Below are 21,638 nucleotides of genomic sequence, written 5' to 3' on the forward strand. Positions count from 1 at the left end.
GGAGCCCCTTCAAACGCGCCCCCCCCCCCCCCGGCTTTTTTTCCTTTCCCCCCCCCCCCCACCCGCCCCCCCCCCCCCCCCCCCCCCCAGGGGGGCCGCGGCTCAGGCGGCGGTCAGGCGGGCGGTCCTGCGGTGTTCCGTCATGCCGGAGACCAGCTGGTCGCGGATGCGGGCGGGGACCTGGGGGGCGAAGCGGGCCAGGTAGTGGGCCAGGTGGGCCTCGTCGTCGACGAGGAAGGGCAGGTCGAAGACGAGGAGCTTGCGCACCGCCAGCAGCGGCACGGGCGCGCGCAGCGGCCTGAAGGAGCGGTTCCACAGGCCCCCCTCCTCGCAGACGGGGTGGAACTGGCCGATCATCAGGCCCTGTTCGACGAACTCGTCCTTGGCCTTGCGCTGCGCCTCGTCCAGCGCGGTGGAGTCGGCCCGGTCCAGGCCCGGCAGCACCAGCAGCACGGTCAGCAGCTCCCGGTCCGATTCCTCCGTCAGGCCGGCCAGCAGCCGGTCGTACCAGGCGCGCAGCTCGCCGACCAGCGCGGGCAGGTCGCCGTCCGCGCCGGTGTCGGCGACGGCGATGTGGAACAGGCCGCGGCGCAGCGAGGGCTGGGTGTAGGGGCAGACGGGGCCGCTGCGCCCGAGGTCGGGGTGGGCGGTGGTGAGGAAGCGCCGGCTCCAGGCGAGGATCTCGGCGGCCTCGGGGTGGTGGTCGGCGGCGCCGGCGTCGATCTGCTCGGCGGAGTAGACGCGCAGCGCGGTGTCGATGCGCAGCGCGGTGTCGATGTCGAGGGTGTGGGTGGTCATCGGGGGCCCCGCCACACGGGGGTCAGGCGGGGGCCGCCGGCGGGCAGGGCGATGGCCTCGCCGAAGCGGGTGAAGCCGCCGGCGCCGCAGACCCGGGCGCCGCCGGGGGAGCTGGTCTCGGCGTAGGCGGCCTGGCCGTCGTGGTCGACGCGGGCCAGGAAGGCGCGCAGGAGGGCGGTGCCGGTGCCGGTGTGGCGGGCGTCGGGGTGGGCGCCGACGAACGCCAGGTAGTGGTGGGGGCGGTGGCGCGGGTGGCGGCGGGCCTGGAGGCGGGTGATGGCGGCCAGGCGGCGGGCGGATTCGGGGTGGGTGTCGGCGTCGACGGCCGCGTCCAGGGCGCGGGCGGTCGCCTGGTCCTGCCCCCCGGGGTGCTCCCACACGCCGGGGGGCAGGAAGAGCAGCGCGCCGACGGGGGCGTGGTCGTCGGGGTGCTGGGCGGTCAGGGCGCCGCCGTGGGCCAGGCACTGGTCGACGTGGACGCGGAAGAAGGCGGGCAGGATGCGGGCGCGGTGGGCGTCGTCGGGGAAGGCCCAGCGGGTGAGCGGGTCGTCGTGGAAGGCGGCGGCGAGCACCCGGGCGAGGGCGGGGGCCTCCTCGGGTCGGGCGGGGCGGACCGCGGGGGCCGCGAGGGCGGCGCCCGGCGGGACGGTGGCGGTGGTCAACGGACACTCCTCGGCAGACAGGCGGCGGGGCGGCGGGGCGGCGGGGCGGTCGTACGGGGGGGTGCGCTCGTACGGGGGCGGCGGGCTTCAGGGCCGGGCGGTGGCGAGCGCGGTCAGGCGCGCGTGCAGGGCGGGCAGGTGGTCCTCGGCCTCGGGCTTGATCAGGACGCTGCGCAGCACCGAGGCCCCGTCGGCGTCGGCCGCGGCCGCCGGGTGGCGGCGGGTGAAGTCGGCGGCGTCCACCCGCAGCAGGCTCAGGTAGAGCGGGTCCTGCTCGTCGGCCATGCCCTGGCGCAGCACGTGCCGGCTGGCGGCGTCGACGGCGGACATCGGCGCCCCACCCGGGGTGGGGTGGTAGGTGACGATGTCCAGCTGCGGGCGCTGGTGGAGGGTCAGGTGCGGGCTGTCCTCGATCAGATCCGCCCAGGCCAGGGCCGCGCGCCGCCCGCCGGCCAGGACGGCGCCCAGGCCCTGGGGGGTGAGCGGCAGCAGTTGCAGGGTCAGCCACAGGGCGGCGGCCGCGGCGCCGGCGCGCGAGCATTCCAGGCTGATCTCGCCCAGGTGCAGTTCGGCGTCGGTGAAGTAGGTGTAGGGGGAGTCGTGGGCGAAGTGGCGGCCGATGTCGGGGTCGGCGAACAGCACCGCGCCGCAGCCGTAGGGCTGGAGGCCGTGCTTGTGCGGGTCGACGGTGACGGAGTCGCAGCCGGCGATGGCCCGCCACGGCGCCGGGTCCAGCCCGAGGGCGGCGGCCTGGGCGTCGTCGGTGGCCAGCAGGGCGAAGAACCCGCCGTAGGCGGCGTCCACGTGCACCCGCACCCCGTGGCGGCGGGCCAGTGCCAGCACCTCGTGCACCGGGTCGACGGCGCCGAGCCCGGTGGTGCCGGCGGTGACGACCACCGTGCCGACGCGGCCGGTGGCGAGCAGGGCGGCCAGCGCGTCGACGTCCATGCGCCCGTCCGCGTCGCAGGCCACCGCGTGGCCCTCGACCCCCAGGACGTGGCACATGCGGCTGTGCGTGTAGTGGGACTGCGCGCTGTAGGCGACGCCGAGCCCGGGGTGGCTCTGGCGGGCCACGTACAGGGCTTCCAGGTTGGCGATGGTGCCGCTGCTGGTGAGGTGGCCGACGTGGCGGGGCAGGCCGAACATGGCGGCGAGCTGGGCGACGCACTCGCGTTCCATGTCGTTGGTGGCGGGCCCGCCCTCGTAGGCGTGGTTGTTGGGGTTGAAGCGCATCGCCGTCAGGTAGCCGACGACGGCGGCCGGGTGCGGCGGCTTGACCATCTGCCCGGCGTAACGGGGGTGGAAGAACGGGTAGTTGTGCTCCAGGCGCTTGGCGAAGCGCTCGAACGCGGCGGCGAAGTCCGCGTCGTCCACCTGGTGCGAGGGATGCGGGCTGTACGGCCCGAACCGCTCTCCCCACTGCTCGGCGACCTCGGCCGCCCTCGGCAGCCAGTACCGCAGGTCCACGCTCCGGCCCTTCCCTTCGAGGGATCCTCCAGTGTTCTGCGAGCCACGGTGACCGCCCGCCGCAAGCGGCCCGCAACACCCGCAGCTCACCGCGCGCCCCGCCCGCAACCCGCCCCGCGCGGTCCACCGGGCCTCAGCCGGACCCCAACCCGGCGCAAGGATCCGCTGCTGCAATCACCCCCGGAACCCGCCCCCGCCCCACCCGCCGGGGCCGCACGGGCACACCGCCACACCGGGCCGGCAGCAGGAGGACGCGCGATGGTGACCAGACGCAGGATGATCGGCGCCGCCCTGGCGACCGGGGGAGGGGTCCTGCTCATGCGCACCACCCTGCGCCCGGCCGCCTCCGTCGAGACCGCCGCCGCGGCCGCCCACACCCACCCGGGCCCCGACGCCTCCGCCGCCGAGGCCGACCCGGGCCCCGACGCCGGCCCCACCCTGGCACCGAAGTTCACCGCCGCGATGCCCCTGCCCCCGGTGCTCGCCCCCGTCTCCACCGACGGCGCCGCCGACACCTACGCCGTCACCATGCTCAAGGCCTACGCCCGCATCCTGCCCGGGCACCGCACCGACGTCCTCACCTACAACGGCGCCTTCCCCGGCCCCGTCATCCGCGCCCGCTCCGGACGCCCGGTCGTGGTGCGCCAGACCAACCTGCTGGACGACCCCGTCTCCGTCCACCTGCACGGCGCCCGCGTCCCCGTCGCCTCCGACGGCGGCCCCATGAACCTCCTGGACACCGGCGCCACCCGCACCTACACCTACCCCAACGACCAGCCCCACGCGAGCCTGTGGTTCCACGACCACGCTCACCACCTGGAGTCCGAGCACGTCTACCGGGGCCTGGCCGGCACCTACCTGATCACCGACGCCACCGAAGCCGCCCTGCCGCTGCCCGCCGGCCGCTACGACCTGCCCATCGCCCTGCGCGACGCCCGCTTCGACCCCCAGGGCCGCCTCGTCTACCGCATGGACGACCCCCTCAACCGCACCACCATCCTCGCCAACGGCCGCCCCTGGCCCAAGGTCGAGGTCGCCGCCCGCAAGTACCGACTGCGCCTGCTCAACTCCTCCAACCTGCGCTTCTTCTCCCTGCGCCTGGCCGACGGCGGCCCCCTCACCCAGATCGGCTCCGACGGCGGCCTGCTGGAACGCCCCCACGTCACCGACACCGTCGACCTCTCCCCCGGGGAGCGCGCCGACGTCGTCGTCGACTTCTCCCGCTACCCCGTCGGCTCCAGCATCGTCCTCACCAACTCCATGCCCCCCGGCCCCGCCGAACACGTCGGCCAGGTCCTGCGCTTCGACATCACCCGCGCCGCCGACGACCCCAGCCGCGTCCCCGCCCAGCTGCGCACCCTGCCCGCCCTGGGCGCGGCGGCCCGCGAGCGCACCGTGGTCCTGGAGTACCAGGAGAAGCCCGGCGCCGCCCCGCTCGGACTGATCGACGGCAAGGTGTACGACCCGGCGCGGGTGGACGCCTCGGTGGCGTTCGGCACCTCGGAGATCTGGACGGTCGTCAACGCCAACAAGGACGTCCCGCACAACTTCCACCTGCACCTGGTGCAGTTCCGGGTGCTGGCGCGCAACGGCGCCGCGCCCGGCCCGGCGGAGTCCGGCCTGAAGGACACCGTGCGCCTGCTGCCGGGGGAGAGCGTGCGCCTCCAGGCCCTCTTCGACTCCTACCGAGGCCGCTACCCCTACCACTGCCACCTGCTGGACCACTCCGCGATGGGCATGATGGCGCAGCTGGAGATCACCTGACCCCCTTTTACTCGCCCCCCGGCGGGGGCCGCCCGCCCCCCGCCGGGCCGCCCGCCCCCCGCGGGCGGCCCGGGGCCCGGCCGTCAGCCGGCGTGGATGCCCTGGCCCGGCGCCAGGATCCCCGCCGGATCCCACCGCCGCTTGGCCCGCTCCACCCGCTCCCACAGACCGCCGTAGTGGCGCCGCCAGTCCGCCCCCGTCATCCCCGGCACCGCCCCGATCAGGTAGCGCTTGCCGCCCAGCGCCACCGCCCGGTCGTACAGCCGCCGGTTGCGCTCCAGCATCGCCGCCGTGTCCGCCCCCGGCGCCGGGAACGCCAGCAGGTCGAAGTGCCAGCCCACCGGCTCCTGCGGCAGCACCGCCAGCGGCGCCCCCACCCGCGCCCGCGCGTACGGGTAGAACAGCAGCAGCCCCGCCCCCAGGTCCGCCGCCGTCAGCAGCGCGGTCGCCTCCCGCATGAACACCCCCACCGTCGAGGCGGGCAGGAACAGGCTCAGCCACGGCTTCGGCAGCCCCCAGAACCCGGCCGCGCGCAGGTACCCCGCGAACGCGTCCACCCGGAACGCGTACTCGCGCCAGCTCTGCTCCACCACCGTCGTCTCGCCCGGCACCCCGTGCAGCCCCGCCAGCAGCGCCTCCCGGTCCACCGCCCGCCCCGCGTCCCCGTAGGCCACCAGCTCCGCCGTGTAGCGCCACCGCTGCCCGTCCGCGCTGCGCACCACGTTGCCGACCTGGAGGTCGAAGCGGCCCTGGGCCAGCACCTTCTCCTGGTCCGCGCGGTAGAGGTCCGCGTCGTCGTAGGCCAGGGTGAACACGGTGGCGCGCTCGCGCGCCGGCACCAGGGCGAGCGTGGCCCGCACGATGATCCCCACCTGCCCGCCGCCGGCCAGCACCGCCTCGAACAGCTCCCGGTTGTGCTCGCGCGAGGCCGTCACCAGCTCGCCGGTGCCGGTCACCACGTCCAGCGACCGCACGGTGTCCGCCTGCAGCCCGTGGCGCTGCACCGCCCCGCCGATGCCGCCCACGCTCAGCGTCCCGCCCACCGACAGGTGCAGGTAGTCCGTCAGGCACGGCGGCATCCAGCCCGCCGCCAGCGCCGCGTCCGTCAGCTGCGCCCAGGTGGCGCCCGCCTCCACCACGGCGAGCCCGGGTTCGACGGAGACGATCCGCGACAGCCCCCGCGCGTCGATCGCGATGCCGCCGCGCGGGTTGGCCTGGCCGTAGCTGGAGTGCGACTCCAGCCCGCCGTCGCCGACGACCGCCTGGTCGCCGCTCTGCCCGTTGACCGCCACCGGGATGCGGTGGCGCCGGGCGAAGGCCACCACCTTCTGCACGTCGCGCACCGAGGCCGGGCGCAGCACCGCGCGGGGCGAGGCGGTGACCAGGTGCCCGAAGTCGGAGGAGAACCGTTCCACCTCGGCGCCCCGCAGGGCCACCGTGCCGTCCAGGGCGGGCAGTTGATCCACGTTCTCGCCCGGCTCGGCGGCCCAGGCGCGGGCGGCGGTGTTCCAGCCGACGACGGCGGCGCCGGCGCCGGCGATCAGTGCGCGGCGGGACAGACCTGAACTGCTCATACGAGAACTTCTCCGATCAGTCGTCAAATAGGGATTGTTGTACCGCAACCACCCCGCGACCACCTACCTCCCCGCACGCCCCTCCTGCTGCTCCCGCTCCAGCCCCGCCAGCGCGGCCACGACGTACTCCCGCATCCGCACCTGGTGGGCCGGGGCGCCGGCAGGGATGTGCGCGCAGGCGGCCCGCGCCTCCTCCAGCAGCGCCCGCCGCGCCTCGGGCAGGTGCGCCACCCGCGGCGAGGCGGCCGCCGTCCACAGCACGTGGGCGAGCTTGTAGGCGTACACGCGCGGGCTGACCGGGAACAGCGCCCGGTACACCCACAGCCCCTCCGGGGCGTCCAGGACCCACTCGTTGTGGCTCAGCAGCCGCACCCGCGCCTTGAGCACCAGGTCCCTGCGCGCCACGTCCTTGTGCGTCACGTCCCTGTGCACCGTCATCCCCGCGTCCCCCTTCGTCCGTTCACCGCCCACCGCCCCCGGCGCCGTACGGCCCGTGCGCAGCACGGCGCGCGCCCCGGCCGCCCTGGGCAGGGGGCCGGCGCGTGGCCGAAGGAGTGGATGCGGACGAGTCTGCGGGCTGCGCCCGCCCCCCGGCAAGGCGTGATCCGGGTGCTCTGCGTCCTACCGCAACCCCCCGCTGAACTGGCACAATGGGGTCCGGTACACGCCGCGAGCCCCGGCCGCGAGGCCCCTGCCGTGCGGGGCTAGCCTGGTCGCATGTTCGTACTTGAGCTGACGTACACCGCCCCGCTGGAGCGCATCGACGCCGCCCTGCCGCAGCACGTGGAGTGGCTGCGCGGGCACTACGAGGCCGGTACGTTCCTCGCCTCGGGCCGCAAGGTGCCGCGCGAGGGCGGGGTGATCATCGCGCTGGGCGAGGACCGCGCCGCGGTCGAGGAGCTGACCCGCACCGACCCCTTCGCCCGCGAGGGCCTGGTCGCCTACACGGTGACCGAGTTCCTCGCCACCACCACCGCGCCCGCCCTGGACGCCTACCGCCAGCAGCTGCCCGCCTGAACCCCGGCCCCTGAACCCCGGCCCCGCCGTGCCCCGCCCCGCCTCGCGGTTCGGGGCACGGTCGCGTTCTGGCTACGATCGGTGGCACGGGGCAAGGACGCGTACGGGAAGTTGGCGGGAGAAGACGGATGGCACACGCACGGGCCGGGCAGTTGGCGCAGCCGGATGACCTGGTGGATGTGGCGCGGCTGGTGACGGCGTACTACGCCCTGAACCCGGACCCTCAGGAGGTCGGCCAGCGGGTGGCGTTCGGCACCTCGGGCCACCGCGGGTCCTCGCTGGACGCCGCGTTCAACGAGGACCACATCGCCGCGACCACGCAGGCGATCTGCGAGTACCGGGCCCAACAGGGCATCGCCGGACCGCTGTTCCTGGGCGCCGACACGCACGCGCTCTCGGAGCCGGCGAAGGTGACGGCGGTGGAGGTGCTGGCCGCCAACGGCGTGCAGGTGCTGCTGGACGCGGCCGACGGCTACACCCCCACGCCCGCGGTCTCGCACGCGATCCTGGCCCACAACCGGCGCAGCCCCCGGGCGCTGGCGGACGGCATCGTCGTCACCCCTTCGCACAACCCGCCGCGCGACGGCGGCTTCAAGTACAACCCGCCCAGCGGCGGCCCGGCCGGCTCGCAGGCCACCGGCTGGATCCAGGACCGCGCCAACGAGCTGATCCGCGAGGGCCTGCGCGGCGTCAAGCGCGTCCCGTACGCGCGGGCGCTGGCGGCGGCGACCACCGGGCGCCACGACTACCTGGGCACCTACGTCGAGGACCTGCCCGCCGTGCTCGACCTGGACGCGGTGCGCGCGGCCGGGCTGCGCATCGGCGCGGACCCGCTGGGCGGGGCGTCGGTGGCGTACTGGGCGCGCATCGCCGAGACGCACCGCCTGGACCTGACGGTGGTCAACCCGGTCACCGACCCGACCTGGCGGTTCATGACGCTGGACTGGGACGGCAGGATCCGCATGGACTGCTCCTCGCCGTCCGCGATGGCCTCCCTGATCGGCCGCAAGGACGAGTACGCCATCGCCACCGGCAACGACGCGGACGCCGACCGGCACGGCATCGTCACCCCCGACGGCGGCCTGATGAACCCCAACCACTACCTGGCGGTGGCCGTCGACTACCTGTACCGCCACCGCGCGGACTGGCCCGCCGACGCCGCGGTCGGCAAGACGCTGGTGTCCTCCTCGATGCTGGACCGGGTCGCCGCCGACCTCAAGCGCGAACTGGTCGAGGTGCCGGTGGGCTTCAAGTGGTTCGTCGACGGGCTGGCGGAGGGCTCGATCGCCTTCGGCGGCGAGGAGTCGGCCGGCGCCTCGTTCCTGCGCCGCGACGGCGGGGTGTGGACCACCGACAAGGACGGCATCCTGCTGGCCCTGCTGGCCTCCGAGATCACCGCCGTCACCGGCGCCACCCCCAGCGCCTACTACCGCGAGCTGACCGAGCGCCACGGCGCCCCCGCCTACGCCCGCGTGGACGCCCCGGCCGACCGCGAGCAGAAGGCGCGCCTGGCCCGGCTCTCCCCGCAGCAGGTCACCGCGGGCGAGCTGGCCGGCGAGGCGGTGACCGCGGTGCTGGCCGAGGCGCCCGGCAACGGGGCACCGATCGGCGGCATCAAGGTGTGCACCGACAACGCCTGGTTCGCGGCCCGTCCCTCGGGCACCGAGGACGTCTACAAGATCTACGCCGAGTCCTTCCTCGGCACCGGCCACCTGGCCCGGGTGCAGGAGGAGGCCCGCGCCCTGGTCGGCGAGGTCCTCGGCGCCTGATCCCGCGCCCGCGGGTGCCCCGGACCGGTTCCCCGGCCCGGGGCACCCGCGTTTTCCGGGCCCGTCTCCCTCAAGCCGCTGTCCCGCGCGCCCCGTCGCCCCTTAACCCCACCGCCCCTTAACCCCGCCGCCCCTTAACCCCGCCGCCCCGTGCGCCCCTTGGCCCCGCTGCTCCTTCGCTCCGCCGCCCCTTCGCCCCGTGCTCAGCCGAACGGGCCCTGCTCGGTGAAGCGCCGCAGCGACCGGGCGAACGCCTCGGCCTCCCCGGGCGGCCAGGAGGCGAGCGCCTCCTCGATGCCGCCGGCCAGGCGCCGGCGCATCACCGCCACGGTGCGCTCGCCGGCGCCGGTCAGGGTCAGCAGGGTGGCGCGCTGGTCGCGCGGGTCGGCCGCGCGGCGCAGCAGCCCGGCCTCCTCCAGACGGGTGGCCCGGCGGCTGACCCCGGAGCGGTCCAGGCCGATCTCGGCGGCCAGGTCGGCGGCGCTGCGCGCCCCGGTGCGGGCCAGGCCGGAGAGCACGGGGTAGGTGACCTCGTCCACCGCCTCGCCCAGGCCCTCGGTCAGGCGCCGGTAGAGCGCGGCGCGGGCGGGGCGGCGCAGCAGGACGGCCAGGGCCTGGGCGACGGCGTCCCCGAGGCCGGAGGCAGTTTCAGGAACGGGGCCGGGGTCGGGGTCGGGGCCGGGGTCGGGGCCGGGGTCGGGGATTTCGGGGGAGTGGTCCACCCCCCGATCATAGCGTGCGCGACGCACGCATTCCTGGGGTACGCTCATCCCATGAAGCGTGCGCCACGCACGCATTGTCGGATTCCGAGAAGGGAACCCCCATGCCCGCCACCGCCCCCCGCACCACCATCGCCGCCGCCCTCGACGACCTGCTCTTCACCCCCGGCCTCGACCTGGAGACCGCCGTCGAGCGCCACTTCACCCCCGACTACCGCCAGCGCACCGACGGCCGCTGGGACGACCGCGCCGCCTTCACCGACCACATCCGCCACCTGCGCGCCGTGGTCGCCTCCGGCCGCGTCGAGGTCCACGAGGAACTCCACGACGGCGACCGCACCGCCACCCGGCACACCGTCGACGTCCTCAAGACCGACGGCACCCAGGTCTCCATGGAGGTCTACCTCTTCGGCCAGTACGGCCCCTGCGGGCGCCTGCGCCGCATCGAGGAGACCACCCTGCTGCTCGCCGGAGCCGAGGCCGACCGCAACCTCGGCTCCGCCCGCTGAGGCCCCGCCCGCTGAGACCCCGCCCGTTGAGACCCCGCCCGCCCGAGGATCAGGACCGCGACGGTGCCGGCGCCGGCACCGTCGCCTCCTCCTCCGTCGGCGCACCCGCCCGCGCGTCCCGCGTGGTCGCCGCCGCCGTCACCGCCGCCACCAGCGCCAGCCCCGCCGCCGCGAACGGGAACCACCGCCCGCCCAGCACCGCGATCGCCGCACTGCCCGCCACACCCCCGGCCGCCGTCCCCAGGTACAGCGCACTGCTGTTCAGCGAGATCAGCAGCGGCGCGTTCCCCGGATCGATCGACGCCAGCCGGTGCGGCAGCGCCACCGACACCGCCCACCCCGCCAGCGGCACCACCGCCGCGTACACCAGCGCCCCCGGCATGCTGCGCCCCAGCCACGGCAGCGCGGCGAACGCGCCCGCCGCCACCGTCGAGCCGGTGAGCAGCACCCGCCGCACCCCGACCCGGTCCACCAGGCGCCCGCCCAGCCAGCTGCCCGCCACCGACATCACGCCCGCCGTCAGCAGCACCAGGCTCAGCCGGTCCGCGTCGCCCCCGGTCGCCCCCGAGACGGCGGTGGCCAGGTAGATGTAGACGCACTGGAAGGCCAGGAAGAACGCCAGCGTGGTGGCCGCCGCCCCCAGCACCCGCCGCTGCCCCAGCGGGGCCAGGCGCGCCCGCAGCCCCGGCGCCGCCACCGGCGCCGGCAGGTCGCGCAGCAGCAGCGCCAGCCCCGCCAGCGCCGCCACGCCCAGCGCGGTGACCAGCCACATCGTCATCCGCCAGTCGCCGCGCCCCACCCAGGTGCCCAGCGGCACGCCCAGCGCGGTGGCCACCGTCATCCCGCCCAGTACGGTGGCCAGCGCCCGTCCGCGCCGCTCGGGGGCGACCAGGGTGGTGGCCACCGCGTTGGCGGTCGGCGTGTACAGCGCGGCCCCGGCCGCCGCCAGGACCCGGGTGGCCAGCAGCAGGCCGTAGTCGGGGGCGAGCGCGCTGAGCGCGTTGGCCGCGCTGAACACCGCGAGCGCGGTCAGCAGCAGCCGCCGGCGCGGCCAGCGGGCGGTGAGCGCGGCCAGCACCGGGGCCAGCAGCGCGTAGCCGAGCGCGAAGACGGTGACCAGCTGGCCCGCGGCCGGCACGGACACCCCCAGGTCGGCGGCGATCGGGCCGAGGATGCCGGCGACGACCATCGAGTCGGTGCCCATGGCGAAGGTGCCGAGGGCGAGCAGGAGCAGGCGTACGGGCATGGGAAAGCCCCCCGATTGTTTGACGATAGGGCAACAGTTTGACGCTCGTCAAACACTAGGGATGGGTGGATGATTGTCAAACCAATGTCCAGCCGACGAGGACCACGCGCCATGACCGAAGACGAGCGGCTGCCCCAGCCCGCCACCGCCGACATCGACCTCGTCACGGTCCTGCACGCCCTCGGCGACCCCGTCCGGATGACCCTGCTGCTCAGCTACGCCGACGGCGCCGAACACTCCTGCGCCCCCCGCGACCTGGGCCTGGACCACCTCCACAAGTCGACCGTCTCCCACCACATGCGCGTCCTGCGCGAGGCCGGCGTCACCACCACCCGCGTCGCCGGGCGCAACCGCTTCGTCAGCCTGCGCCGCACCGACCTCGACGCCCGCTTCCCCGGCCTGCTCGACGCCCTCCTCGCCGGTGCGCCCGCCGCCCTCGACGGCTGAACCTGCCTGAACCTGCCTGGATCCGCCAGGACCCACCGCCCGCGGGGTGCCGGGTCGGTGGGTCCTGGAGTGGGAAGTCGACCTGTCCGACTTCTCGTGGCGGCGCCGTGCCGGGGCGTCCGTCGACAGGAGGTCGGAAGGGGATCGGCAGGGGATCGGCAGGGAATCAGTAGGGGGTCGGGCGGTTCTCGCGGGCCCACAGCTGTTCGGCCTCGCTCTGGGACGGGGGCGGGGCGATCCCGTTGATCATCCACAGGTCCCGGGGCGTCTCGTCGATGTGGAACTCGCAGTACAGGCCGCGCCCGGTGGTGTGGGGCGCGAGGAGGGCGGCGAGGGCCTCCCGGGTGCGCTTGCGCAGGTCGGGGTCCTCGGTGTGCCGGGCGATGTGCTCGACCACGATCCGCACCGCGTCGTGCGCGGGCTGGTCGCCCACGTGGAAGGAGTCGGCGCCGATCTCGTGGAAGAGCGTCATCACGTAGAACTTCGGCAGCCCGAAGCGGGTGTAGAACCCGGTGATGTCGGCGGCGAGCTGCTGCTTCTGCCCGGGGGTGTAGGTGCCGGGAGGGTGGTAGACGTGCCACAGGGGCATGGGTGTTCTCCTCGGTGTCGGCCGGCGGTGGCCGGCGGGTTTCGACGGGTTTCGGCGGGGTGCGGTTCAGCGGCGGATGGGGATGGTGAGGCCCTCCACCGGGCCGGGGAGCGCGGACTTGAGCGCCCGGGTGAGGTCGTCGACGAGGACTTCGCGATCGCCGCGCTCGACGCCGTCCAGGACGATGCGGGCCACCTCGGCGGCCGGGATCTTGTCGACGGGCAGGGCCGCCACCATCTCGGTGTCCGCGAAGCCCAGGTGCACGCCGACGACCTGGGTGCCCTGGGCGGCGAGCTCCAGGCGCAGGGAGTTGGTCAGGGACCACAGGGCGGCCTTGGAGGCGCCGTAGGCGCCGGCGCCCGCGCCCCAGGACAGCGCGGAGTGGATGTCGACCAGCGCTCCGCCGCCACGGGCCGCCAGCACCGGCGCGAAGGCCCGGGCGATGCGCAGCGGGCCCAGGACGTTGGTGTCGAAGGTCGCCTGGACCTGCCGCAGGTCGCCGGTGAGCAGCGCTCCCGGGTACAGGACGCCGGCGTTGTTGAAGACGAGGTCGACGTCCTGGACGCGCTCGGCCAGGGCGGCCACCGAGGCGTCGTCGGTGACGTCCAGGGCGAGGACCTCCACCCGCCCGTCCTCGCTGGGCACGGGGGTGCGGGCGGTGGCGTAGACCTTCTTCGCGCCGCGCGCCAGCAGTTCCCCGACGAACGCCCGGCCGAGGCCGCGCAGGCCTCCGGTGACCAGGGCGGTGGAGCCGTCGATCACGGTCATGTGCGTGTTCCTCGCTCTCGGAAGGCGGCGCCCGCAGCCGGGGTACCGCAACGTTTAGATTATTACCATCATCTAAACTGGATGGGGAAGCCCGGATGGGAAAGTAGGACCACCACCACCGCAGGACGAGGAAAGGAACGCAGGCATGCCCCGCGTGTCACGGGCCGAGGCCGAACGCCACCGCCAGGAGGTGATCGACCACACCGCCAGACTGATCCGGGAGCAGGGCTCCGACCAGGTCAGCGTCCCCCAGGCGATGGCCGCCGCAGGCCTGACGCACGGCGGCTTCTACCGGCACTTCACCTCCAAGGACGACCTCGTCGCCCAAGCCCTCACGGCCGCCTTCACCGAACGCCGCGAAGCCATGGACCGCCTCGCCGACGACCCCACCCCCGACCCGGCCGCCGCCGACCCGACCGCGCCCCAACACCCCACCCCCCGCGCCGAGTTCCTCGCCCGCTACCTCTCCGCCCCCCACCGCGACAACCCCGGCCAGGGCTGCGCCGCCGCAGCCCTGGCCGCCGACGCGGCCCGCGCCGAACCCGGCTCCCCGCTGCGCACCGCCTTCACCGCCGGACTGCGCGACCTGGCCGACGGCTTCCAGCACCTGCCCGACGCCGCCGACCGCGAGAGCGCCCTCGCCGACCTGTCCACCATGGTCGGAGCCCTCCTCCTGGCCCGCGCCAGCGAGGACCCCGCCCTGTCCGACGAACTCCTCACCGCGGCCCGCCACCGCCTGACCACCACCCCCGCCGCGGACGCGGACACGGGCGCGCCGTCCGCGTAGGGCCCGCAGGCCCAGCCCGTGATCGCGCGCACCCGGCCGGGGTCCGGGTGCGGCTCGTACGCGGTGCTGCACTCGCTGATCAGCGTGCCCGCCTTCGCGCCGCAGGGGGCACAGCTGGTTCATGCCGCTCGGGCCGGCGGGGCCGCAGCACCCCCGGGAATGCCTCCCGCCGGGATGCGGCTGGAGTGACGGTGCGTCATCGGGGTGCAGGACCACGGTGTTCCGGGGCCCCGCGGAACACCGGGAACCCGGCGCCGTCCGGATCGCCGACGCAGGGACCCCCGGCGAAGACCGGCAGGCATGCGTCGGAGGGCGCGAGCGGGGCGCCCCACGGCCCGGGTTCCAGGGCGAAGAAGCCGGGCAGTCTGGTCAGCGGTCCGGCGATCGGGGGCGGTCGCAGGCCGCCCACGCGAACACGGTCACCCGGCGTTCCCGACACCCGGCGCGCGCCCTGCCGACCGGACAGGACCTGGCCGCTGCGCCGGGGGAGTGCGGGGCCCGCGCCGATCTACCGGCCCGGCGGGCGGCCTCCGGCCGGGCCGGGCGGCTGGCCGGGGCAGAGACGGGTGGCCAGTTCGAGCAGGTCCCGGAGGGCGTGCTGCTGGGGGGCGGTGAGGCCGGCCAGCGGCGAGTCCTGGGTGAGGAACGCGAGCAGGCGCGTGCGCAGCGCCGCGCCCTCGGCGGTGAGGACGAGGTGCTTGGCGCGGCGGTCGGTGGGGTGCGGTCGGCGCTCGACCAGGCCCTGCTTCTCCAGCCGGTCGACGACGAAGGTGGTGTTGGAGGGCTCGCAGTTCATGCGCTGGGCGAGTTCGCGCATGGTCAGCGGCCCGGTCATCTCCCGCAGCGCGGTCGCCTGGGGCGCGGTCAGGCCCAGGGTGACGGCGCGTTCGCGGACGTGGTCGGCGATCTGCTGGGCCAGCCCGTTCACCAGGCCGCACAGCTCCCATTCGGGGGTGGCCTGCGGTCGGGGGGGCGTCGTCATGGCTCCATCCTAGCGAGTCCATCAAGCCATCATATTTATCACTTGAACCTTTATGCCTTGAATCTTTCTAGCTTGATGCTTATGGTGGCAAGGCCCGCCGCCGTCGCCACCGGCCCGGCGGCGGACCGACACCGAAGAGGGGAAGGGACCATGGCGAACTTCGAAGCCGACGCGGCCCACCGGGACGAGCGGCTGCGACGGCCCTCCGGCATCCGCTCCGTACAGCTCGGCGACACGAAGGTGACCTTCGTGCCGGACGGCGTCGTCCTGCTGCCGCCGCGCGGCTGGCTGCCCGAGACCACCGACCGGACGTGGGCGGAGCGCCCGCAGTACCTCGACGCCTCCGGCCAGTTCGTCGCGACCGTCGGCGCGCTGCTCGTCGAGCACGCCGGGCGCGCCCTGCTGATCGACGCGGGCTTCGGGCCCCGCTCGCTGCCGGCGGACCCGAGCGTCCCGCACGGCCCCGGCCACGGCGGCGCGCTCCTCGACAACCTCGCCGAACTCGGCCGCCGGCCGGACGACATCGAGGCGGTGGCCTTCACCCACCTGCACTCCGACCACACCGGCTGGGCCTGGCATCCCGCCCCCGGCGGCGACCGGCCGGCCTTCGCCCACGCCGACTACCTGGTGTCCGAGGCGGAATGGGCCGGCCACCTCGCCCGGCCGGACGGGCCCGGCGCGGTCGAGGGGGCCGCCGTCCTGGCCCCGCGCGTGCGCACGGTCGCGCACGGGCAGGAGGTCTTCCCCGGCGTCCGGGTGCACGTCGGCGCCGGCCACACCCCCGGACACGCCGAGTACACCGTCACCGCGGGCGGGCAACGGCTGATCGCCTTCGGCGACGCCATGCACTCGCCCGTCCAGGTCGACCACCCCGAGTGGTCCGTGTCCGTCGACCACGACCCGGCCCGCGCGGTCGAATCCCGCCGCCGCCTCGTCGCCGAACTCGCCGAACCCGACACGATCGGCTTCGGCGTCCACTTCGCCGACGTCGTCTTCGGCCGCGTCCGCCACGACGGCCCCGGCCCCGCCTGGCACCCGCTGGACGCCTGACCGGCCCCCGGGCCCCGCCCGGGGCCCCTTCGGGGGTGTCCACCGCGCCCGCCCGGCCGCCGGCCTTCGGCGCGGATCCCGCACGGCTCCGGCATCGCCGCGGACGTCAGGCGACGCCGGAGCCCCCGCCGTCACCACCCGCATGCCGCTCGACCGCGCTCGGAAACCCGCCGGAAGCCGGCCGCGGGGCCACGATGTCCGGGGAAGCCTTCGGCACCCACCCACGACGGCGCTTGCCGTGGCGCCGCGGCCCGTGATCGGATGGCGCGAGCATCGCGTGCCGGTGACGGACAGCGTCAGGCATGGAGGTGCGGAACCGAAGGGACCGCCTCCCGTGGCCTCCCAGGACGGCGACCGCGCGGTCGCCCTGAGCCTTCAACTCTCCCAAGCGCACCAGGAACTGCGCCGCCGGATCGGCCGGATCAGAGCCGGAATCGGACAGCGCCGCCCGGGCGACGACACACTGCGCACCCACTGCCTGGCCTTCTGCGCCGCGCTGACGGCACACCACCAGGGCGAGGACGAGGGCATGTTCGCCCACCTGCTGCGCGAACGCCCGCAGCTCGCCGGGACGGTCGCCAAGCTCGTCGAGGACCACGAGATGATCGCCGCCATCCTCACCAGGGTGCGCGAACTCGCCGACCACGCCGCCGAATCGCCCGGCGACGGGCTGGAAGCGGTCGGGCGCGAACTCGACGGACTCACCGCGATCATGGAATCCCACTTCGCCTACGAGGAACGCACGATCAGCGAGGCCCTCGACAGCGCGGTACCCGACGGCGGCTGGCCCGACCAGGTGTTCCGGTTCGGCTGACGAGCGAGCCCCTGCCTGCGGGGGAACGGAATTATGTTGTGACGTGAGGGCCTGCGCTGTAGACATGCCGCGATGACGATTTTTCATTGCGCCGCCTGCGGCGAGGCCCTCACGGCCGACCTTGAGCCCCTCCCGGCGGTTCCTGCCCGGCACCTGTTCGAGGGCGAGCTCGTCAACGGCCGGCGACAGGCCCCGCCCACCATGCCCCGTGGCCACTACGCCGTCGATCCGCAGCCGCACGGGCCGCCGTTCGTCCCGGCCGAGGACCAGGACGACTGGCCTCCCGCCTACCCCGGCGGCCCGTGCATCAGCGACTTCGACGGAACGGTCGTCGTCTCGGCCGGACCCCGGAACACCTTCGTCCTGCACCCCGAGGACGGGACCGGCCTCACCTGGCACACAACAACGACCGGGCCACCCAGCTGCTGCGGAGCCCCCGGCGACGGCCCACCCAACCGTGCCTGCCACTGCGGCGCCGTGGTCGGAAGCGAGATGTCGGACTGCTACACACCCTACGAACTCCACCTGCTGCCCGACGCCGTCCGCCCCGCTGCCCACACCCCCGACCACTGACGCACGCGTCCACACGGACCCCACGGGCGACTGGACGGCCGAGACGAGGCTGTCACCAGTACCCAACAGTTCCTTTGTTCCACCCAGGAATTGCCGCTACCGGGCGTCGAACTCACCCGCGCTGACGGCGGTGACGAAGGCCCGCCAGGCGGGGGAGGGGAAGAGGAGGACGGGCCCGCCGGGGTCCTTGGAGTCCCGGACGGGCTGCACACCGGTGAAGCCGTCGGCGACCTCGACGCATTCGCCTCCGCCGCCGCTGTAGCTGCTCTTGCGCCAAGTGGTGTCCATCGCGGTTGCCTCCTGCGGCCGGAGTGGAAAGTCGATGGGGATGACTTCCCACTCCGGCGCCGGGTTAGACGCAGGTGTCAGCGCGGGCCGGAACGGATGTCGCTGCCCCGGGACCAGAGTTCTTCGACGTGTTCGGCGAAGCGGTCGAACATGCCGTTCTCCTCGCTGCGCCGCAGGTGCATCAGGGGTGAGTCGTGGCCGACGGTGCGGGCGAGGTGGGGCGTGACGAGGGCGTGCTCGTCGAAGCGGAAGACGGAGAGGCCGACGTGGTTCGGGCCGTCGTCCGGAGCGCTGAACCGGGCCTCGATGCCCTCGGTGCCGGAGAGCTTGGCCAGGTTCTCCAGGGTGACCCTGATCCTGGTGGACACCGTGAGCGCCACGTCCTCGATCTGCTCCCGCTGACGCGTCGTGTCGGAGACCGGATCCCCGAGGAGAAACCGGACCCGGCAGCCGCTCTCGGCCTTGCGCCGCAGAGTCTGCAACAGGGCGGGCTGCTCCAGCCACACGAAGTAGCTGGTGTAGCCGGCGAGGAAGATGTCGGACCGGGCCTCGGCGATCAGCTGCGCCCAGACCGACTGCGGGCAGGCCGAGCGGTACGGGTAGACGGCGAACACCTCCCGGTCGTGCCCGGTCTTGACGTTCGCCCGGACGGTGTTGGGCCAGATCATCCGTTCATCACCCCCTGAGGTCACGGCGGCGGGTTGAACCGGGTGGAGGGGTTGAGAAGGCCCCGCCGCCCTGGATCGGGGCGTCGGGGCCGGAGTTGCTGCTACCGGGCGTCGAACTCGCCGGCGTGGATGGCGGTGACGAAGGCCTGCCAGGCGGGGGAGGGGAAGAGGAGGACGGGCCCGTCGGGGTCTTTGGAGTCGCGGACGGGCATGAGTCCGGTGAAGCCGTCGGCGACCTCGACGCACTGACCGCCACTGCCGCTATAGGAGCTCTTGCGCCAGGAAGCGCGAGTCAGTTTGACGTCCATTCAAGGTCCCTCCGTACCGAGCGGATCATAGCTACTGAGTCGGCCTGATTCTTGGCCTCGGCCAGCAGTTGATCGTAGTCCCTGAGCAAGGCTGCGATCGACTCGGTATCGCGGTCGAGGTAGCCGCGCTGCTCGGTCTCGCTGTAGGCGATCATTTTGCGTGTCGGCAGCATCAGCATGGTTACTACGCGAGTGAACGGCCTGCTCTCGCCGAGAGAGTAGGGAGCCACCTGGATGAAGATCCTGGGTTGACTGGCCAGTCTTTCAAGGTGGAGTAGTTGCTCGATCATGACGTCTCGGCCGCCGATGGTCCTCCTGAGACAGCTTTCGTCCAGCACCGCGTGCAGAATCGGCGGAGGCGTTCGGTGCAGGGTTTGCTGCCGGGTGAGGAGGTAGTTGATGCGTTCTTCGGCTTGCTCCGGAGTGGCTGTGCCTCGCCTGATATTCCCCTGCTCCCAAGCAGTGGCGTATGCCTTGGTCTGCAGAAGGCCATGGATGACGTTGATCTCGAAGAGCTTGATCTGCTCCGCGGTCGACTCGTAGTTGGCGTACTCGGGGAAGCCCGGGACCAGGGCAGTGTGCTTGAGCTGCCAGTACATCAGCAGCAGGGTCCCGCCGGTCTGCAGGACCTCGTCGGCCTTGGTAGCAAACTTCTCACTCGGCGGTCGCTGCGCAAGTTCGACGAACGAGACGTAGGACGGGTGGACTCCGATCTTGCGCGCGAGCTGTTCCTGCTTGAGCCCCATCGCCCTGCGTGACCTGCGGAGTTGGACCCCGAACGGAGCCCAGGGAGATGACTGCGGGTCAATTTCCTTGATGTTCACCATGGCTGCTCCAACTCTCCAGACCACTGAGGTCAAGTCGTCTGCCACTTCCGATGCTAGGCGACACAGAGCCACCATGTGCACAGAACGTGAAACTCTGATCGCGGAAGGTTACTCCCATGGGCGATGTCCAAGTGCCCCGGCTGCACGGCTACGGGGTCCGCTGGGACCCGGAGGGCCGGTGTTACCGGGTGCGGAACGAGACGACGGGGGAGTGGCTGCGCAGCGGCACCTCGGGTGAGCTGGCCTCCTTCTCCTCGTTCTCCGCCGCCTTCAGTGCGTGGCGGGGGTTCGAGGCACGGCGGCAGGTGGGGGCATGATGGGAGCCGCCCTCAACCGCGCCACCGCCGACCAGCGGCGCCAGGCGGCCGACGTCCTGGACGACCTGACCACCGTCCTCGCCCTGGCCGGGGTGAAGTTGCCCTCCGTCGAAGTCGATTGGGAGTACGGCCGCAGGACGGGCTGCTACCTCATCGGCCTCGGCTGCGCCCGCCCGTCCGAACTCCTGCGGGTCGTGGACCTGCTGCGCAAGGGGCTGCGCTACGAGCGCCTGACGCATGACGACTGAACTCCTCGTCCGCCTGCTCTGGTGGGCGGGCTTCTCCCTCGTACTCCTCGCCGCCCTCAGGAAGTGAACCGTCCGATGCGTGACCCCCGTCTGCTCGCCAAGCCGCCGGTGTGCCGGCTCGGCTGCCTCGTCCTCGTGCGCAACCCGCGCGGCGACGTCCTGCTCGTCGACCCGGACTACATGGACGGCCTGATCCTCCCGGGCGGCGCCGCCCAGCCCAACGAGCCGCCCAACCTCGCCGCCGCGCGTCACCTCCTCGCTGAGACCGGCCTTAACCTGCGCCTCGCGGACGTCCTCGCGGTCGACTTCACCCCCGCCGACCGTTACCTGGAGCGCCTCAACCTGGTCTTCGACGGCGGGACCGTCACCGAGCACGCCGCCGCCCGCCTGACCGTCCCGCCCCGGCACCGCAGCGGCCTGTTCGGCGCCCGCTTCGTCCCCGCCCACGAACTCCCGGACGTCATGGCCCCCGCCCAGGCCGCCCGCGCCGCCGAAGCCCTCGCCAACCGCGCCGTCCCCCTCCTCCTCCACGGCCAACGCACCACCTGCGACGAGAACCGGCCCCCACCGCGCTAGAACGCCGGGCGGCAGCTACCTCGCCGACACCCGAACCCGAACCCGAACCCGGCCCCGGCAGTGGGCGCTCAGCTGACGCCCCGCAGGACACACAGGGTCCCCTGCGGCGCGTGGAACGCCTGCCGCACCTCCCACGCGCCGCTCTGCCCCGCCTTGACGTTCACCGCCGTGTCGCCGAGGGCGAGCACCGTGGCCTTCGCCGAGGTGAAGTAGACGACGATCCGGTAGTCCGCGTCCCGGCCGCCGGGGTTCACCGCGGTGCCGGCCGCGCGCCAGCCGTCCTTGGTCGCCTCGCAGGTGCCGATGGTGACCTGCTTGCGCTTCTCCTGGTCGTTGGCGACGGACGACGGCGGCGGCAGCGTCGGCTGCTCCAGCACGGCGATCTCACCGCTGCTCGCAGCGTCCTCGGAGGGCGCGGCCGTAGCGGCCTGCACGTCCTGACTGCCACCGCTGTGGGGCTGGCGGCAGCCGGACAGGGCGGCGAGGGCGAGCAGTGCGATGCCGGCGGCGGCACCCGCTCGGGCCTTGTGCTTGGTTTCGCGCATCTCTTACTTCCTTCGGCTGTGGGCGGCGCCAGGAACGATCACACCGGTGTCACCGCAGAGGGGCCCGGCCTGTCTTACCGTGCCGGTGCGGGCGGCGCGGGCTCGGCGGGCCTGGCGGTGGCGGAGGTTCATCCGTTCGGCTGAGGTTCGTCCCGTCGTCCGCCCCTCACCCACGGGCCGGACGGACGACGGACGGACGACGGACGGGCACAGAACGGCGGGGGGGGGGGGGGGGGGGGGGGGGGGGGGGGGGGGGGGGGGGGGGGGGGGGGGGGGGGGGGGGGGGGGGGGGGGGGGGGGGGGGGGAGAGGGTGCACAAAAAACAG

The 21,638-nt window shown here is 74.0% G+C and carries 27 protein-coding genes; 12 read left to right on the top strand and 15 right to left on the bottom strand.

Annotated features, from left to right (window positions below; all coding sequences use genetic code 11):
* Positions 1 to 102: 102 nt before the first annotated feature.
* From AC07AL_RS33810 to AC07AL_RS33820, 3 genes are all read right to left on the bottom strand, one after another.
* Entirely contained in the window at positions 103 to 798 is a 696-nt protein-coding gene (locus AC07AL_RS33810) for a DUF6875 domain-containing protein (RefSeq protein ID WP_478319267.1), read from the bottom strand.
* Complete coding sequence (locus AC07AL_RS33815) at positions 795 to 1,460, bottom strand: hypothetical protein (protein WP_478319268.1); 666 nt, start codon at positions 1,458 to 1,460, stop codon at positions 795 to 797. Before AC07AL_RS33815 ends, AC07AL_RS33810 begins: the two co-directional genes overlap by 4 nt.
* Positions 1,461 to 1,547: 87 nt before the next feature.
* On the bottom strand, positions 1,548 to 2,927 hold the full coding sequence (locus tag AC07AL_RS33820; protein WP_478319269.1) for a pyridoxal phosphate-dependent decarboxylase family protein: 1,380 nt from the start codon (positions 2,925 to 2,927) through the stop codon (positions 1,548 to 1,550).
* Between the two features lie 258 nt (positions 2,928 to 3,185).
* Between AC07AL_RS33820 and AC07AL_RS33825 the strand changes: the two genes are divergently transcribed.
* Positions 3,186 to 4,691 carry a multicopper oxidase family protein gene (locus tag AC07AL_RS33825; protein WP_400810467.1) on the top strand — a complete coding sequence of 502 codons (1,506 nt, stop codon included), beginning with the start codon at positions 3,186 to 3,188 and terminating at the stop codon, positions 4,689 to 4,691.
* 83 nt (positions 4,692 to 4,774) lie between these two features.
* On the opposite strand, the gene AC07AL_RS33830 is transcribed toward AC07AL_RS33825, so the two are convergent.
* Together AC07AL_RS33830 and AC07AL_RS33835 are read right to left on the bottom strand one after the other, a co-directional pair.
* The gene (locus tag AC07AL_RS33830) at positions 4,775 to 6,265 is read right to left on the bottom strand and encodes an FAD-binding protein (RefSeq protein ID WP_400810465.1); all 1,491 of its coding nucleotides are present in this window, start codon (positions 6,263 to 6,265) and stop codon (positions 4,775 to 4,777) included.
* Positions 6,266 to 6,328: 63 nt separating this feature from the next.
* Positions 6,329 to 6,703 carry a hypothetical protein gene (locus AC07AL_RS33835; protein WP_478319270.1) on the bottom strand — a complete coding sequence of 125 codons (375 nt, stop codon included), beginning with the start codon at positions 6,701 to 6,703 and terminating at the stop codon, positions 6,329 to 6,331.
* 279 nt (positions 6,704 to 6,982) lie between these two features.
* Here AC07AL_RS33835 and AC07AL_RS33840 point away from each other — a divergent pair, with 279 nt between their 5' ends.
* Both AC07AL_RS33840 and pgm read left to right on the top strand, forming a co-directional pair.
* Complete coding sequence (locus tag AC07AL_RS33840) at positions 6,983 to 7,282, top strand: YciI family protein (protein ID WP_063352966.1); 300 nt, start codon at positions 6,983 to 6,985, stop codon at positions 7,280 to 7,282.
* A 128-nt stretch (positions 7,283 to 7,410) separates the two neighbouring features.
* On the top strand, positions 7,411 to 9,051 hold the full coding sequence (pgm, locus tag AC07AL_RS33845; protein WP_478319271.1) for a phosphoglucomutase (alpha-D-glucose-1,6-bisphosphate-dependent): 1,641 nt from the start codon (positions 7,411 to 7,413) through the stop codon (positions 9,049 to 9,051).
* A gap of 203 nt (positions 9,052 to 9,254) precedes the next feature.
* Here the strand turns inward: pgm and AC07AL_RS33850 are convergent, their stop codons facing one another.
* Positions 9,255 to 9,662 carry a MarR family winged helix-turn-helix transcriptional regulator gene (locus tag AC07AL_RS33850; RefSeq protein WP_363589201.1) on the bottom strand — a complete coding sequence of 136 codons (408 nt, stop codon included), beginning with the start codon at positions 9,660 to 9,662 and terminating at the stop codon, positions 9,255 to 9,257.
* A 212-nt stretch (positions 9,663 to 9,874) separates the two neighbouring features.
* On the opposite strand from AC07AL_RS33850, the gene AC07AL_RS33855 reads away from it, so the two are divergent.
* Positions 9,875 to 10,279 (top strand): nuclear transport factor 2 family protein, encoded by a 405-nt coding sequence (locus AC07AL_RS33855; protein ID WP_363589174.1) that lies wholly within the window; start codon positions 9,875 to 9,877, stop codon positions 10,277 to 10,279.
* 49 nt (positions 10,280 to 10,328) lie between these two features.
* Here AC07AL_RS33855 and AC07AL_RS33860 read toward each other — a convergent pair whose 3' ends face one another.
* Positions 10,329 to 11,525, bottom strand: a complete 1,197-nt coding sequence (locus AC07AL_RS33860) for an MFS transporter (protein ID WP_363623903.1) — start codon at positions 11,523 to 11,525, stop codon at positions 10,329 to 10,331.
* Between the two features lie 111 nt (positions 11,526 to 11,636).
* On the opposite strand from AC07AL_RS33860, the gene AC07AL_RS33865 reads away from it, so the two are divergent.
* The gene (locus AC07AL_RS33865; protein ID WP_363589178.1) at positions 11,637 to 11,972 is read left to right on the top strand and encodes an ArsR/SmtB family transcription factor; all 336 of its coding nucleotides are present in this window, start codon (positions 11,637 to 11,639) and stop codon (positions 11,970 to 11,972) included.
* A gap of 166 nt (positions 11,973 to 12,138) precedes the next feature.
* Here the strand turns inward: AC07AL_RS33865 and AC07AL_RS33870 are convergent, their stop codons facing one another.
* A complete protein-coding gene (locus AC07AL_RS33870) occupies positions 12,139 to 12,561 on the bottom strand; it encodes a tautomerase family protein (protein ID WP_478319272.1) in 423 nt (140 codons plus the stop codon).
* A gap of 66 nt (positions 12,562 to 12,627) precedes the next feature.
* On the bottom strand, positions 12,628 to 13,329 hold the full coding sequence (locus AC07AL_RS33875; protein WP_363589182.1) for an SDR family oxidoreductase: 702 nt from the start codon (positions 13,327 to 13,329) through the stop codon (positions 12,628 to 12,630).
* 145 nt (positions 13,330 to 13,474) lie between these two features.
* On the opposite strand from AC07AL_RS33875, the gene AC07AL_RS33880 reads away from it, so the two are divergent.
* Positions 13,475 to 14,116 (top strand): TetR/AcrR family transcriptional regulator, encoded by a 642-nt coding sequence (locus AC07AL_RS33880; protein WP_478319273.1) that lies wholly within the window; start codon positions 13,475 to 13,477, stop codon positions 14,114 to 14,116.
* Between the two features lie 508 nt (positions 14,117 to 14,624).
* Here AC07AL_RS33880 and AC07AL_RS33885 read toward each other — a convergent pair.
* The gene (locus AC07AL_RS33885) at positions 14,625 to 15,098 is read right to left on the bottom strand and encodes a MarR family winged helix-turn-helix transcriptional regulator (protein ID WP_363623915.1); all 474 of its coding nucleotides are present in this window, start codon (positions 15,096 to 15,098) and stop codon (positions 14,625 to 14,627) included.
* A gap of 150 nt (positions 15,099 to 15,248) precedes the next feature.
* On the opposite strand from AC07AL_RS33885, the gene AC07AL_RS33890 reads away from it, so the two are divergent.
* The 3 genes from AC07AL_RS33890 (at position 15,249) to AC07AL_RS33900 (ending at position 17,535) form a co-directional block, all read left to right on the top strand.
* Entirely contained in the window at positions 15,249 to 16,148 is a 900-nt protein-coding gene (locus AC07AL_RS33890; protein WP_363623917.1) for an MBL fold metallo-hydrolase, read from the top strand.
* A gap of 334 nt (positions 16,149 to 16,482) precedes the next feature.
* Positions 16,483 to 16,962 (top strand): hemerythrin domain-containing protein, encoded by a 480-nt coding sequence (locus tag AC07AL_RS33895; RefSeq protein ID WP_400810453.1) that lies wholly within the window; start codon positions 16,483 to 16,485, stop codon positions 16,960 to 16,962.
* A gap of 72 nt (positions 16,963 to 17,034) precedes the next feature.
* On the top strand, positions 17,035 to 17,535 hold the full coding sequence (locus AC07AL_RS33900; protein WP_363589191.1) for a hypothetical protein: 501 nt from the start codon (positions 17,035 to 17,037) through the stop codon (positions 17,533 to 17,535).
* A 96-nt stretch (positions 17,536 to 17,631) separates the two neighbouring features.
* Here AC07AL_RS33900 and AC07AL_RS33905 read toward each other — a convergent pair whose 3' ends face one another.
* The 4 genes from AC07AL_RS33905 to AC07AL_RS33920 form a co-directional block, all read right to left on the bottom strand.
* On the bottom strand, positions 17,632 to 17,823 hold the full coding sequence (locus AC07AL_RS33905; protein ID WP_400810451.1) for a DUF397 domain-containing protein: 192 nt from the start codon (positions 17,821 to 17,823) through the stop codon (positions 17,632 to 17,634).
* Positions 17,824 to 17,900: 77 nt separating this feature from the next.
* Positions 17,901 to 18,491, bottom strand: coding sequence for a DUF5919 domain-containing protein (locus AC07AL_RS33910; RefSeq protein ID WP_363623924.1), 591 nt, complete (start codon positions 18,489 to 18,491; stop codon positions 17,901 to 17,903).
* Between the two features lie 101 nt (positions 18,492 to 18,592).
* Complete coding sequence (locus AC07AL_RS33915) at positions 18,593 to 18,799, bottom strand: DUF397 domain-containing protein (protein ID WP_363589197.1); 207 nt, start codon at positions 18,797 to 18,799, stop codon at positions 18,593 to 18,595.
* Positions 18,784 to 19,626 (bottom strand): helix-turn-helix domain-containing protein, encoded by an 843-nt coding sequence (locus AC07AL_RS33920; RefSeq protein WP_478319274.1) that lies wholly within the window; start codon positions 19,624 to 19,626, stop codon positions 18,784 to 18,786. Before AC07AL_RS33920 ends, AC07AL_RS33915 begins: the two co-directional genes overlap by 16 nt.
* A gap of 116 nt (positions 19,627 to 19,742) precedes the next feature.
* Here AC07AL_RS33920 and AC07AL_RS33925 point away from each other — a divergent pair, with 116 nt between their 5' ends.
* The 3 genes from AC07AL_RS33925 to AC07AL_RS33935 all read left to right on the top strand — a co-directional run bounded on the left by AC07AL_RS33925 (position 19,743) and on the right by AC07AL_RS33935 (position 20,767).
* A complete protein-coding gene (locus tag AC07AL_RS33925) occupies positions 19,743 to 19,943 on the top strand; it encodes a hypothetical protein (RefSeq protein ID WP_387982939.1) in 201 nt (66 codons plus the stop codon).
* Complete coding sequence (locus tag AC07AL_RS33930; RefSeq protein ID WP_400810445.1) at positions 19,940 to 20,191, top strand: hypothetical protein; 252 nt, start codon at positions 19,940 to 19,942, stop codon at positions 20,189 to 20,191. Before AC07AL_RS33925 ends, AC07AL_RS33930 begins: the two co-directional genes overlap by 4 nt.
* 75 nt (positions 20,192 to 20,266) lie before the next feature.
* Positions 20,267 to 20,767: an NUDIX domain-containing protein gene (locus AC07AL_RS33935; protein ID WP_478319275.1), complete on the top strand. Its 501-nt coding sequence runs from the start codon at positions 20,267 to 20,269 to the stop codon at positions 20,765 to 20,767.
* 68 nt (positions 20,768 to 20,835) lie between these two features.
* Here AC07AL_RS33935 and AC07AL_RS33940 read toward each other — a convergent pair whose 3' ends face one another.
* Positions 20,836 to 21,312, bottom strand: a complete 477-nt coding sequence (locus AC07AL_RS33940) for a hypothetical protein (RefSeq protein WP_363589746.1) — start codon at positions 21,310 to 21,312, stop codon at positions 20,836 to 20,838.
* Positions 21,313 to 21,638 lie beyond the last annotated feature (326 nt).

The sequence above is a fragment of the Kitasatospora sp. NPDC043949 genome, assembly GCF_056435365.1.